This is a genomic window from Streptomyces sp. NPDC006368, from assembly GCF_040612535.1.
Lineage (GTDB): Bacteria > Actinomycetota > Actinomycetes > Streptomycetales > Streptomycetaceae > Streptomyces.
In genome coordinates this window covers 103,407-117,181 of sequence record NZ_JBEXQK010000004.1, presented here as the reverse complement: position 1 = coordinate 117,181, position 13,775 = coordinate 103,407, and the positions used below count along the sequence as shown (strand labels likewise).

Genomic DNA, 13,775 nt, shown 5'->3' with positions numbered 1-13,775 from the left:
CAGGTGGACCGGCACCGGTTCGCCGGAAGCAGGCCACGCGCCGCCCGGGACATCAGCGGACCGGTGCATGAGCACGTGGCGGGAGCGGGGAGTGCGCTGTGGGAACGGTGGTGCGGGTACCGCAGACCCGGGACATGCTCGGTGAGGAGCTCTCCGGGGACGAGGCGTTCACCGCCCTGCGTCACTACGGCGGGCGCAAGCTCCTCGTGGATTCCTTCGCCCGTTTCCGGTACGCCGACGGCTTCAGCTCCGCCCGCTCCCTCGGGTACCAGATGGTGCTCGGCATGGTCCCGTTCGTCATCGCGCTCGTCGGCGTGGCCACCACCCTCCACACGGAGAGCGTCGGCCGCGCCGTCGAGCTGACACTCGACGGCGTCGTGCCCGGCCCCAGCGCGGACCTGGTACGGCAGGCCCTGGCGAACACCCGGCGCAGCGCCGGGGCCGACGACGCCGGCGCCGTCGCGATCTGGCTCGGCCTCGGCTTCGCGCTGCTCAACCTCGCCTCCGCCATGGGCCAGATCGAGCGGGGCTGCAACCGCATCTACGGCATCGAGCGGGACCGCCCCTTCACCGCCAAGTACGGAAGGAGCATCCTGCTGACGATGGCGGCCGGACTGCCGCTGGGCGCCGGCTTCCTCGTCATCGTCGCGGGCCGGGGCATGGGAAGGGCTGTCGTCCAGGCGTTGCACTGGCCGCCCTCCCTGCTCCAGTGGTGGCAACCGCTGCACGTCCCGCTGGGAGTGCTGCTGGCGGCGGTGGCATCGGCGGTGATCTTCCGGTGGGCGCCGCGGCGGGACCAGCCCGGCTACACCTGGCTGGCCTTCGGCTCCGGCGTCCACCTGCTGCTCTGGGTGGCCGCGACCTTGCTCCTCGGCCTGTACGTCGATCTCACCGGGTCCTTCGGGGCGCTCTACGGCCCGCTGACCGCCTTTGTCGCCCTCCTGCTGTGGTCGAACGTGGCCGGGGTCGCGCTCTTCCTGGGCATCGCGTTCTCCGCCCAGCTGGAAGCGGCCAGGGCGGGCATCACCGCCCCCGTCCACCCCGACCCGGGGTCAGGTGACCCGGAGTCCGGCCCCTGACCTGCGCCCGGGGACGCCCGCGCCGGTGCGCCCGGCGAACTCGGCGCACCGGTCGACGAGCCGGGGCCGCAGCACATGGTCGGTGACTCGGCGCTCCCGCGTTCCGGTTTTCTGCGCGACCGGGCGGTGACCCACCACGGACAGCGGATACGGTGCTGTGGTGATCAATGAGCAGGAGCTTGCCGGAACGGCGCTCGTACTGGCGGCCGCGCCAGTCGGCAAGGGGCGGCTGATCGACGCGGTGTCCGTGCTGCCCGCGCTCGCCGCCGTCCCGCCGCCCGCGCTGACCGGCACGGCCGCGGCCACCCTGGTCGAACTGGCCGACCCGCTCGACCCGCAGGCCGTGCTGACGCGCCTGCGCGCCGTCGTCGCGTCGCCCGGCCCGCTGGCCCTGTACATCACCGGGCAACTCCACCTGGACCACAAGCAGCGCCGGCCGCACCTGGCCCTGGCCCGGACGACACCGGCCACGCTGCGCTACGCCGCCCTGCCCTGGCACTGGATCACCGGCGAGCTCAAGCTGCGCCGGCCGGGCACCACCACGGTGGTCGTGGACCTGGTCGCCGACACGGAGGTCTGGCAGCAGATGACCGCCGACCGGTACCCGCTCGCGCTGGGCCCCGGCGTCAGCCTCTACGGACGCGTCGCCCCGCCGCCCGGGCGGCGCACGGTCGTGACCCCCGACTACCTGAGCGCCTGTACCGCGATCTGGCGCAGTGGAGCCCGCCCGACGCTCGCCGATCTGCACGCCCGGGCGGCGGCGCAGGTCGCCACCGACGGAAGCCTGCTGTTCGCCGTCGGGCCCCCGTCACCGACCGTCCCCGCCGTCCCTCCGCAGGCGACGGCGGACCGGCCGGTCGGCGCCCCGGGCCGGTCGGCGGCCGAGGCCGTCCCCGCGCCGGACCCGCTGCAAGGAATCCTCGATGCCGCCGCGGCCGGTCGCCACCGTGACGCCGCGGCGGCGGCCGAGGCCTGGGAGCAGCAGGCGTTGCGCACGTACGGCCCGGGGTCGCCGCAGGCGATCCACTGGCTCGAGGTGCGAGCGGACCTCGCCCGCCTCGGAGGCGACCCCGCCCGCAGCTGCGAGTTGTGGGTGGCGGCCGCCCACAGCCGGCTCGAACGGCAGCAGGCCCCGGACGACCCGGACGTCGAAGGCGCCGTCGACCGCGCCCACCACCAGTGGGACCAACTGCGCGACGCACGGGCCGCCCGTGCGCTGGCGCCCGCCCTGATCGCGCTGCGGCGCCGCGTGCCCGGTCGCCAGCGCGGAGCGCTCCAGCTCCTCCAGCGCCGGCTCGAACAGTGGCACTCGCCCGCGTCACCGCCCCGGTGACCGTCGGCCCTGGCCGCACCCCGCTCTTCCCGCACGCCGCTCTTCCCGCACGCGCTTCCCGACACGCCGCTTGTGCCCGCGCGACCTCCCGCGTGCCCGCGTGACCGTATGCCGCTGACCGCCCAGGGCCGCCGCGCTCGCGGCGGCTTCCACGGCTGCTTCGGCCTCTGACGAATCCGGTCGACCCGCTCGACGAACGCTCCTCACTCCCTCCCCGTCGGCGGGTTGCCGCCGGCCCGCGAGAGCGTTCTTCGGGTGCCCGGCGCCACTTCCGTGTGACGGCGACCGCGCCGAGCCGCCGTATGTCCGCTCCGCCCGCTCTGCGCCGGTCCGTGTCCCCTTCCGGTCCCTCGTGTGACGCATGTCTCAATATCGATTCTGCTGAGCGGGAATCAATGGGCGGCGCCCGCAGCGGTCCCGGGATCGCGTGCTCGTCCGCCAACTCCCCGTCGGCTCCGCTTTCCTGTCGCTTCGACGGCGGACAGGGCGGTGGACCGCATGGGGCGCCCGGTCCGCCGAGCGCGGGGGCGCCACCGGACCGATGGTTCCGGTTGTCGGTACGGCGGCTGGGGCGCGGTGGCCGCGGGTCGGTGGAATGTGGCGCTCCAACAGGGGATCCGGCGACGGCGCAAGGCCCGCGTTGCTGATCCGTTCATCCGGGGTTTCAGGAAGAGGATTGAAGGATCGTTGAACGATCTCTAGTGTGCGTCGGGTTGCTTTCAAGATCGTCATCACCTGATCGGAGTCCCGCATGCTGTCCAATGAAGAGACCGAGCTGTTCGAGCGACGTGGTTACGCCCGGCGTGAGTCGGCCACCATCCAGGGCGGGCGCGAGGTGCGCATGGGCGTCAACCCGCCCCTGATCACACCGATTTACATGACGGCCGCCTACGAGTTCCCCAACGCCGACATGGCGGCCGGGCTGTTCGGCCTGGAGGGCAACGGCCACGCGTACTCCCGGCTCGGCAACCCGACGCTCAACGTCGTCGAGGAGCGGATGGCGCAGATCGACGGCGGTGTGGCCGGCCTCGCCACGGCCTCCGGCCACGCGGCCGTCACCCTGGCGATCCTCAACCTCGTCGAGGCGGGCGACAACATCGTCTCGTCGAACGAACTCTTCGGTGGGATCTGGAGCCTGCTCGGCGCCACGCTGAAGCGCCTGGGTGTGGAGACGCGGTTCGTCAGCCCCGCCGACCCCAACAACTTCGACGAGGCCACCGACGAGCGCACCCGCCTGTACTTCGGCGAGACCCTCCCCAACCCCCGGCTGCGGATCTTCCCCATCGGCGAGGTCGCCGAGATCGGCCGGCGCCACGGCATCCCGCTGATCATGGACAACACGCTGCAGCCGTTCACCTGCCGCCCGTTCGAGCACGGCGCCGCCGTCACCGTCTACTCGGGCACCAAATACCTCGGCGGCCACGGATCGGCGCTGGGCGGCATCATCGTCGACGGCGGCACGTTCGACTGGGACAACTCCCCGCGCCACCCGCAGATGACCCAGCCCGACCCCGCGTACGGCAACGTCGTGTGGGGCGAGGAGTGCCGCAAGCTGCCCGACACGCGAGGCCGCAGCAGCTACCTGTTCAAGGCGCGCGAGACCCTGCTGCGCGACCTGGGCCTGTGCATGAGCCCGTTCAACGCCTTCCTCATCCTGCAGGGCATGGAGACGCTGCCGCTGCGGATGCCGGCGCACTCCGCCAACGCCCTCAAGGTGGCGCAGTTCCTCGCGGCCCACCCGAAGGTCGACCTCGTGCGCCACCCGAGCCTCACCCAGGGCACCGAGGCCGACCAGGTCAAGCGGTACCTCGGCGAGGGCCAGTACGGACCGATGGTCATGGTGGAACTGAAGGGCGGCCGGACGGCCGGCGCCCGCTTCATCGAGGCGCTCAAGCTGTTCTCGCACGTCACCAACGTCGGTGACGTCCGCTCGCTGGCCACCCACCCGGCGTCCACCACGCACGCCCACCTCCCCGAGAAGGACCTGCTCGGCGCGGGCATCACCCAGGGCTCGATCCGCCTCGCGGTCGGTCTGGAGCACGCGGACGACCTCATCCACGACCTGGACCAGGCCCTGGCGCACGCGTAACGACGGACCGACAACGAGGGGGAGTTGTGCCTGCCGACCAGCACGCACCGCACGAGCGGCATCCGCACGTCGCCGAGCTGTACCCGTCCGACCGGCCGATGCGGCTGGCGTCCGGACAGCAGATCGGCCCCGTCCATGTCGCGTACGAGGTCTACGGGGAGCTCAACGAGGCGCGGGACAACGCCGTCTTCGTCTGCCACGCGCTGACCGGGGACTCGCACGTCACCCGGCACCACGCCGACGACACGCCCGGCTGGTGGGAACACATGGTGGGGCCCGGCAGACCGGTCGACACCGACCACCACCTGGTGATCTGCGCGAATGTGCTGGGCGGCTGCGCGGGGAGCGAAGGCCCCCGCTCCGCGGGCCCCGACGGCCGGCCCTACGGGCCCGACTTCCCCCGGATCGCCGTCGCCGACATGGTGAGCGCGCACCGCGCGCTGCTGGCCCGGCTCGGCGTCGACCGGCTGCGCGCCGTGGTCGGCGGATCGCTCGGCGGCATGCAGGCACTGGAGTGGCTGCTGCGCCACCCGCGCGACGCCGACGGCTTCCTGATCGTGGCCGCCACCAGCCGGCAGAGCGCGGACAACCTCGCGTGGAACGCGATCGCCCGGTTCGCGATCCGCAACGACGCGGAGTTCCGCGACGGCGGCTACGACCCGGGCGACGGCCCCGGGGCCGGACTGGGCACCGCGCGGATGGTCGCGCACCTGACGTATCTCTCCGAGCGGTCCCTGGAGCGCAAGTTCGGGCGGCAGCCACGCCGGGAGGGAACACGCCTGCACCCCTCGCCCCTGGTCCAGGGCGACTTCTCCGTGGAGAGCTACCTCGAACACCAGGCGGAGAAGTTCCTGCGCCGCTTCGACGCCCACAGCTACCTCCGCCTCATCGACGCCATGGACAGGTTCGACGCCTTCGCCGTGGCCGACCGGCTCGCCCTGGCCGAACCACCGCCCGAGGTCCTGCTCCACAGCTTCGAACACGACCGGCTCTTCGGCCCGGCGCACAGCGACCGCATCCAGGCCGAGCTGGCGGTACGCGGCCTGGCGGCCCGGCACGAAGTGGACCACTCCTGTGATGTCGGGCATGACGCGTTCCTGCTCGACGTACCCCCGTTCCTCGACACGGCACGGGACTTTCTGGACCGACTGGGCGACACCGGCCGGCGCGCGGACGCCGGCGCACTCCTCTCCCGGTGAGCACCGAAACACCACAGCAAAGGAAGAACACACATGAGTAGCACGCACCGGATCGGTGTGGCCCAGGGGACCGCACTGTACGTGGGCGCGGTCCTGGGCGGCGGCGTGCTCGCGCTGCCCGCCATGACCGCGCGTGAGGCGGGCCCGGCCTCCCTGGTCGCCTGGGGTCTGATGGTGGCCCTGTGCGTCCCGATCGCCGGCGCCTTCGCCTCGCTCGGCATGCGCTACCCCGACGGCGGCGGCGTCGCCACCTACGCCGCCAAGGCGTTCGGCTCCAAGGCGTCGGCCCCCGTGGGCTGGCTGTTCTACTTCGCCGTCCCGGTCGGCACCGCCAGCGCCGCCATCGTCGGCGGCGCCTACGTCGCCGACGCGCTCGGCGGCGGCTACCGGATGTCGCTGGCGATCGCGGCGGTGCTGCTGCTGGGCGCGTACATCAGCAACTGGCTCGGCCTGAAGCTGTCCGGAGGGCTGCAACTGCTCCTCGTCGGCCTGCTGGCCGCCCTCATGCTCGTGGCCATCGTGATCGCCGCCCCCGACTCCCGGGCCGAGAACTTCACCCCGTTCGCCCCGCACGGCTGGCTCGCCGTGGGACACGCCGCCACCCTGCTGTTCTTCGCCTTCTCCGGCTGGGAGGCCGTCTCCCACCTGTCCGGTGAGTTCTCCAACCCGCGCCGCCAGCTGCCCATCGTGACGGGCCTGACGGTCATCACCGTCGCCGTGCTGTACCTGGGCGTGGCCGGCACCTCGGTCGCCGTCCTCGGCTCCGACCCGGAGCGCGGCGCCGTGCCCCTGACCCTGCTGCTCGAACGGGGCATCGGCGACTCGGCACGGGCGGTCACCGCGGTCGCGGCGGCCCTGCTCACCTTCGCCACCGTCAACGCCTACATCGCCGGCGGCTCCCGCCTGGGCGCCGCGCTCGGACGCGACGGCGACCTGCCCGGCTGGCTGGCCAAGGGCAACAAGGCCGGCGAGATCCCCAAGCGCAGCCTGGTCGTCCTCGCCATCCTGACCACCTTGCTGCTCACCGCCGCCTTCATCCTGGACATCCGGCTCGACCCGATCATGACCGCCGCTTCCGCGTGCTTCGTCGCGGTGTACGTTGCGGGCCTGTCGGCGGCCGTGAAGCTGCTGCGCGGCAGCACCGCCGGCTGGCTCGGCGCGATCGTCTCGCTCATCGCCGTCCTCGTCGTCCTGGGCTTCTTCGGCTGGTACCTGCTGCTCCCCGCGGGCCTGTTCATCGGCGCGAAGATCTTCCAGCGGTGCACGGCCAACAGCCGCCCCGGGGGCCCGACCGCCCTGCCCGACGAGACGTCCACCACGGCCCCTGCCGACCCGGCGGCACCCGCGGCCATGACCGAGGAGCCCGCTCCGGCCACCGCCGCCGCCCACACCGTCGCCAACTGAACCCGCCCACACCGTCGCCGACTGACCCGCGCCACCGCCACCACTGACCGCGCCACAAGGGGGAACCCACATGAGCCACCACGAGCCCACGAATGCCGACGCCCGTCCCAAACGCCTCCAGGGCCGCCCGCTGCGGGTCGCGGTCCTGGGACACGGAGCCGTCGGCTCCCAGACGGTCCGGGCACTGACCGACCACAACGCCGCACTCGCGGCGAAGATCGGTGCCCCCGTGGACATCGCCGGTATCGCCGTGCGCAGCCCGCGCTCCGGTGTCCCCGGCGTCGACGACCGGCTGTTCACCCAGGACGCCGAAGCCCTGGTGACCCGTGGGGACGTCGATGTGGTCGTGGAGCTGATGGGCGGCATCGAACCCGCCCGGTCGCTCATCGTGGCCGCCATGGAGTCCGGCGCCTCGGTGGTGAGCGCCAACAAGGCGCTCATCGCCGAGGACGGCGTCGACCTGCACCGCATGGCCGAGAAGCAGGGCGTCGACCTCGCGTACGAGGCCGCCGTCGCCGGAGCCGTACCCCTGCTGCGTCCGCTGCGGCAGTCGCTCGCCGGGGATCGTGTGCTGCGGCTGATGGGCATCGTCAACGGCACGACGAACTTCATCCTCGACCGGATGACCGCCTTCGGCGGCACCTTCCAGGCCGCCCTGAGCGAGGCGCAGCAGCTGGGGTACGCGGAGGCCGATCCCCACGCGGACGTCTCCGGGGCGGACGCCGCCGCCAAGATGGCGATTCTGGCGCGGCTCGCCTTCGACACCGAGCTGGCGGCCGACGAGGTCCACTACGAGGGCATCGAACACATCACGGCCGCCGACATCGCCCACGCCGCCTCCAACGGCTCCGTGATCAAGCTGATCGGCATCTGTGACCGCACGCCCGACGGGGTGAGCGCCCGCGTCCACCCCATGCTGCTGCCCGCGGGCCACACACTGGCGTCGGTGCGCGGCTCGTACAACGGCATCCTCGTCGAGGCCGAGGCCGCCGGCGAACTGCTCTTCCACGGCCGGGGAGCGGGCGGACCGGCCACCTCCAGCGCCGTCCTCGGCGACCTCGTCGAAGTGGGCCGCAACCGGGTCGCCGGGCTGACCGGGGCACACCAGCCGCCCGCCGCCTACCTGCCCGTCAGGACGATGGAGCACGTCAGCAACCGCCACCACCTCAGCATGCTGGTCACCGACCGGCCGGGCGTGCTCTCGGAGATCACCGCGGTCTTCGGCCGGCACGGCATCTCCCTCGCCACCGTGCGCCAGGAGGGGCTGGGCGCGGAAGCGCAGCTGTCGGTCTCCACCCACCTCGCCACCGACGCCGCGCTCGCCGCCGTCCTGTCCGAGCTCCGGTCCGTCGACGCCGTACGCGAGATCACCCGCAGCATCCGCATGCTGAGCGGCACCACACCGGACAAGGACGCCGGCCGATGACCACCGACACCAAGAACAGTCCCCCGGCCGGGCTGACCTCACGGGCCGCCGGGCCGGTGACCGGCCCGGCGCGGGGCCGCTGGATCGAACACTGGGAGCCGGGCGACCCCGCCTTCTGGCACGGGACCGGTCGGCGGGTCGCCCGCCGCAACCTCGTGTGGTCCATCGCCTCGGAACACCTGGGCTTCACCATCTGGACCCTGTGGAGCGTCGTCGCGGTCGAGCTCGGCGACCGCCACTTCACCGCTGACCAGCTGTTCTGGCTGGTCGCGCTGCCCAGCCTCGTCGGTGCCGCGCTCCGCGTCCCCTACACCTTCGCGCCCGCGCGCTTCGGCGGCCGCAACTGGACGGTGGTCAGCACCCTGCTGCTGCTCGTGCCGGCCGTCCTGCTCGCCCTCGCGGTCGACGACCCGGACGCCCCGTACTGGTTCTTCCTGCTGTGCGCGGCGACCGCCGGTCTCGGCGGCGGCAACTTCGCCTCCAGCATGGCCAACATCACCCACTTCTACCCCGACTCCAAGCAGGGCGTCGCCCTCGGCCTGAACGCCGCCGGAGGCAACATCGGCGTCAGCTCCGTCCAGCTCGTCGTCCCGCTGGTCATCGCGACGCTGGGCGTCGCGGCAGCCGGACTTTTCTGGGTCCCGCTGATCCTGCTGTGCGCCACCGGCGCGCTCCTGCGCATGGACAACCTCCGCGGCGCCGCGTCCCACCCCGCCGAGCAGCTGCGCGTGGTGAAGGTCCCCCAGACGTGGATCGTCGCCCTGCTGTACGTCGGCACCTTCGGTTCCTTCGTCGGTTACGCCACCGCCCTCCCGCTGCTGCTCACGCTGGAGTTCCCCCAGTCCGCGGCCCTGCACCACACCTTCCTCGGCGCCCTCGCCGGCTCCTGCGCACGACCGCTGGGAGGCATGCTGGCGGACCGCTGGGGCGGGGCCCGGGTGACCCACCTGAACTTCACCGTCATGGCCGCCGCGGCCGTGGGCGCTTGGGCGTCGATCGCCGCCCACCGGCAACCGGCGTTCCTGCTCTGCTTCCTGCTGCTGTTCGTCACCGCGGGCATCGGCAACGGCTCCACGTACCACATGGTCCCGGTGATCTTCCGGATTCGGGCGCTGCGCGCCGCCGGGCACGGCACGTCCGCCGACCACCGGTCCGCGCTGGCCGCCGGCCGGCGCAGCGCCGCCGCCGCCCTCGGCATCATCTCCGCCATCGGCGCCCTCGGGGGCTTCCTGATCAACCGCGCCTTCGGGTACTCCGTCGGGGCCACCGGGGACGCGGGCGCGGCCATGCTCACCTTCACCGGCTTCTACGTGCTGTGCGCCGCGGTGACCTGGTGGTGCTACGCGCGCAGCGGCTCGGCCGTGGCACGCGCGCGGCGGGCGGCGGACGTGAAGGAATCGGCATCCGCGAGGGAATCGGCATCCGCGACGGAGTCGTCATCCGCGACGGAGCCGGCACGCGCACAGGAACCGGCGGGCGCCGATGTCTGAGACCGCTCACCCCCGCACCACCCTCCCCGTGCCGTCACCGGCGACCCCGGGCCCGCCGGCCGAGCCCGCGGACGTGGCCACGCACTGCCCGTACTGCTCGCTGCAGTGCGGCATGTGGCTGCGGCGCGAACCGGCAGGACACCTCACCGTCCACCCGCGTGACTTCCCCACCAACCGCGGCCGGCTGTGCCAGAAGGGGTGGACCGCCGCCGACCTGCTCACCTCCCCGCGGCGGCTCACCACACCCCTGGTGCGCCGGCACAAGGGCGGCAGCCTCGAACCGGCCACCTGGGACGAGGCCATGGAGCGGATCGCCCAGGGCGTCACCGCCCTCCAGGACCGCGCCGGGCGCGACGCCGTGGCGGTCTTCGGAGGTGGTGGCCTGACCAACGAGAAGGCGTACCTGCTGGGCAAGTTCGCCCGGGTGGTGCTGGGCACCTCGCAGATCGACTACAACGGCCGGTTCTGCATGTCCTCGGCCGCCGCGGCGGGTCTGCGCGCCTTCGGCATCGACCGCGGCATGCCCTTCCCGCTCGCCGACATCGCCGACGCCCGGGCGCTGATGCTCGTCGGCGCCAACCCGGCCGAGACCATGCCGCCCTTCGCCCAGTACCTCGACGCGCAGCGCGCCGCGGGCGGCAGCCTCATCGTCGTCGACCCTCGCAGCACCCCCACGGCGCAGCGGGCGACCCTGCACCTGCGGCCCGCGCCCGGCACCGACCTGGCGCTGGCCAACGCGCTGCTGCACATCGCCGTCGCGGAGGGGATCGTCGACCGGCCGTACATCGCCAAGCGCACCCACGGCTTCGACGAGGTGTGCCGCAGCGTGGCCGAGTACTGGCCGGAACGGGCCGAACGCCTCACCGGCGTGCCCGTCGCCGACCAGTACCGCGCCGTGCGGATCCTCGCCGACGCCCCACGCTCCATGGTGTTCACGGCGCGCGGCGCCGAACAGCACAGCAACGGCACCGACACGGTGTCCGGCTTCATCAACCTGGCCCTCGCGCTCGGGCTGCCCGGCACGCCCGGCTCGGGCTACGCCTGCCTGACCGGCCAGGGCAACGGCCAGGGCGGCCGGGAGCACGGGCAGAAGGCGGACCAGCTCCCCGGTTACCGGCGTATCGACGACCCGGCGGCCCGGGAACACATCGCACGCATCTGGGAGGTGCCCGCCGAATCCCTGCCGGGCCCCGGACGCAGCGCGTACGAACTGCTGACCGCACTCGGGACCCCCGCCGGCCCGCAGGGCCTGCTGCTCCTCGGCTCCAACCCGGTGGTCTCCGCGCCCAACGCCCGCCTGGTGGAACGCCACCTGCGCGCCCTGGACCTGCTCGTGGTCTGCGACCTCGTCCTCAGCGAGACGGCCGAGCTCGCCGATGTGGTGCTGCCGACCGCCCAATGGGCGGAGGAGGACGGAACCATGACCAACCTCGAGGGCAGGGTGCTGCGCCGCCGCAAGGCGCAGGACCCGCCGCCCGGCGTCCGCACCGACCTTCAGGTGCTGGCCGAGCTGAGCCGCCGGCTCGGCGTCCCCTCCGGCTTCTCCGACGTGCCGCAGGAGGTCTTCGCGGAGCTGCGCCGCGCCAGCAGCGGCGGCCCGGCGGACTACTCGGGCATCACCTACGACCGGATCGACGACCGGGACGGCGTCTTCTGGCCCTGCCCGGACACGGCGGGCGCCCCGGCACCGCGCCGGTCCGATCCGGCCGGGGCCGCACACGACACGCGGACGCGGGACGGCACGCCCCGGATGTTCCTCGACGCCTTCGCGCACCCGGACGGCCGGGCCCGCTTCGTCCCGGTGCGGCACACGCCCCCGGCGGAGGAGCCCGACGAGGACTACCCCCTCCACCTCACCACCGGCCGGATCACGGCGCACTACCAGAGCGGCGCCCAGACCCGCCGGATCACCGACCTGATGGCGCGGGCGGCGGAGCCCTTCGTGGAGATCCACCCGGACCTGGCGGCCCGGCACGGGATCGGGGCGGGGGACCGGGTGCGGGTGGTCAGCCGGCGCGGCAGCGCCGAGGCGCAGGCGCGGCTCACCGCGTCCGTGACCCCCGACACGCTGTTCATGCCCTTCCACTGGGGCGGTGCCGGGCGGGCCAACTCGGTGGTGGGCGATGCCCTCGACCCGGTGTCCCGCATGCCGGAGTTCAAGGTGTCCGCGGTGCGTCTGGAGCGTATGACATGAAGCGCGTAGTGATCATCGGCAATGGCATGGCCGGACACCGGGTGGCCGCGGAGGTGCACAGCCGCCGTCCCGAGTGGGGCATCACCGTCATCGGGGCCGAGACCCATCCCGCGTACAACCGGGTGCTCCTGACCAACCTACTGGCCGGGCGGGCCACGGAGCGGTCCATCGTGCTGCCCGAGCACGGCCCGGGCGTCACCGTGCTGACCGGGCGCCGCGTCCACTCCATCGACCGGGCCGGGCGTACGGTCTCGCTCGGGACGGGACTGACGCTCGGTTACGACCGGCTGGTCCTGGCCACCGGCGGACTGCCCTTCATGCCGCCCATCAAGGGCATGGTCGCCGACGACGGCCGCACCCACCCGGGCGTCGTCGCGTTCCGCACCCTGGAGGACTGCGCCGCCATCGTCGGGCTGGCCGAGAAGGGCCGCCGTGCCCTCGTCCTGGGGGGCGGACTGCTGGGCCTGGAGGCCGCCAGAGGTCTCGCCGAACGCGGTCTCGACGTCCATGTGCTGCACGCCGCCTCCCACCTGATGGAACGCCAACTCGACGCGCCGGGCGGGAAGATGCTGGCCCGTGCCCTCGCGGGCATGGGCATCACCACCTGGACCGACGCCGGGGTCACCAAGGTGCTGGGGGAGGCCCGGCCCCCGCGGTCCACCGACAGTGAGCCGGACGCCATCGGGCCGGCCGACACCGGGTCGGCCGACACCGGGACCCGGTCCCCGCGGCTGACCGGCGTCGAGTTGGCCGACGGGCGGCGCGTCCCGGGCGACCTGCTCGTGGTGGCCTGCGGCACCCGCCCCGACACCGACCTCGCCGCGGCCGCGGGGCTGGAGACCGGCAGAGGCGTCCTGGTCGACGACTGGCTGCGCACCAGCGACCCGGACATCCACGCCGTCGGTGACTGCGCGGAGCACCGCGGGGTGGTCCACGGCCTGGTCGCCCCGGCCTGGGAGCAGGCCCGCGTCGCGGCCGAGACGCTCACCGGCGCGAACCGTCCGGCTCCGTACGAGGGCTCGCGGCTGGTGGCCCGGCTCAAGGCCAAGGGCGTCGACCTCGCGGCGATGGGCGAGACGCAGATCGACGAGGCGGACGGCGGCGCGGACACCGCCGACACGACCGCGGACACCATGAACGGGGCCGGGGGCGGTACCGAGGTGATCCGCTACCTCGACAGCGGGCGGGGCACCTACCAGAAGGTCGTCCTGCGCGACAACCGGGTGATCGGCGCCCTCCTCCTCGGTGACACCTCCACGGCCGGCACGGTGACCCGGCTGTTCGACCAGGGCGCACCCGCGCCGCGGGACCGGCGCCTGCTCCTGTTCCCGGAGCTGGCCGAGAGCGGCGCCAAGGACGCCGGCGCGCTGCCCGGAGACACCGTGATCTGCCAGTGCAACGGCGTGACGAAGGACGCGGTCATGGCGTGCCGCGAGGCCGGCGCGAAGAGCGTGGAGGCCGTGGCCGCACGGACCCGGGCCACCACGGGGTGCGGCGGTTGCCGCCCACTGGTCGAGGAACTGCTCGACGCGCAGAGCTCGTAGAGCTCCCGCAACCCCCT

9 protein-coding genes are annotated in these 13,775 nt (G+C 73.3%); all 9 read left to right on the top strand.

Annotation, left to right across the window (positions count from 1 at the left end):
• The first annotated feature begins 98 nt into the window (after positions 1-98).
• The 9 genes from ABZZ38_RS05600 to ABZZ38_RS05560 all read left to right on the top strand — a co-directional run bounded on the left by ABZZ38_RS05600 (position 99) and on the right by ABZZ38_RS05560 (position 13,758).
• Complete coding sequence (locus tag ABZZ38_RS05600) at positions 99-1,079, top strand: YihY/virulence factor BrkB family protein (protein ID WP_356736059.1); 981 nt, start codon at positions 99-101, stop codon at positions 1,077-1,079.
• A gap of 160 nt (positions 1,080-1,239) precedes the next feature.
• Positions 1,240-2,412 carry a hypothetical protein gene (locus ABZZ38_RS05595; protein WP_356736057.1) on the top strand — a complete coding sequence of 391 codons (1,173 nt, stop codon included), beginning with the start codon at positions 1,240-1,242 and terminating at the stop codon, positions 2,410-2,412.
• A gap of 751 nt (positions 2,413-3,163) precedes the next feature.
• Entirely contained in the window at positions 3,164-4,501 is a 1,338-nt protein-coding gene (locus ABZZ38_RS05590) for an O-acetylhomoserine aminocarboxypropyltransferase/cysteine synthase family protein (RefSeq protein WP_356736055.1), read from the top strand.
• A 26-nt stretch (positions 4,502-4,527) separates the two neighbouring features.
• Positions 4,528-5,700 (top strand): homoserine O-acetyltransferase, encoded by a 1,173-nt coding sequence (locus tag ABZZ38_RS05585; RefSeq protein ID WP_356736053.1) that lies wholly within the window; start codon positions 4,528-4,530, stop codon positions 5,698-5,700.
• Between the two features lie 33 nt (positions 5,701-5,733).
• The gene (locus ABZZ38_RS05580) at positions 5,734-7,104 is read left to right on the top strand and encodes an amino acid permease (RefSeq protein WP_356736051.1); all 1,371 of its coding nucleotides are present in this window, start codon (positions 5,734-5,736) and stop codon (positions 7,102-7,104) included.
• A gap of 70 nt (positions 7,105-7,174) precedes the next feature.
• Positions 7,175-8,530 carry a homoserine dehydrogenase gene (locus ABZZ38_RS05575; RefSeq protein ID WP_356736049.1) on the top strand — a complete coding sequence of 452 codons (1,356 nt, stop codon included), beginning with the start codon at positions 7,175-7,177 and terminating at the stop codon, positions 8,528-8,530.
• Positions 8,527-10,020, top strand: coding sequence for an MFS transporter (locus ABZZ38_RS05570; protein ID WP_356736047.1), 1,494 nt, complete (start codon positions 8,527-8,529; stop codon positions 10,018-10,020). The genes ABZZ38_RS05575 and ABZZ38_RS05570 overlap by 4 nt, the downstream gene beginning before the upstream one ends.
• A complete protein-coding gene (locus tag ABZZ38_RS05565) occupies positions 10,013-12,214 on the top strand; it encodes a molybdopterin-dependent oxidoreductase (RefSeq protein WP_356736045.1) in 2,202 nt (733 codons plus the stop codon). Before ABZZ38_RS05570 ends, ABZZ38_RS05565 begins: the two co-directional genes overlap by 8 nt.
• The gene (locus tag ABZZ38_RS05560) at positions 12,211-13,758 is read left to right on the top strand and encodes an FAD-dependent oxidoreductase (RefSeq protein WP_356736043.1); all 1,548 of its coding nucleotides are present in this window, start codon (positions 12,211-12,213) and stop codon (positions 13,756-13,758) included. Before ABZZ38_RS05565 ends, ABZZ38_RS05560 begins: the two co-directional genes overlap by 4 nt.
• Positions 13,759-13,775: the final 17 nt, after the last annotated feature.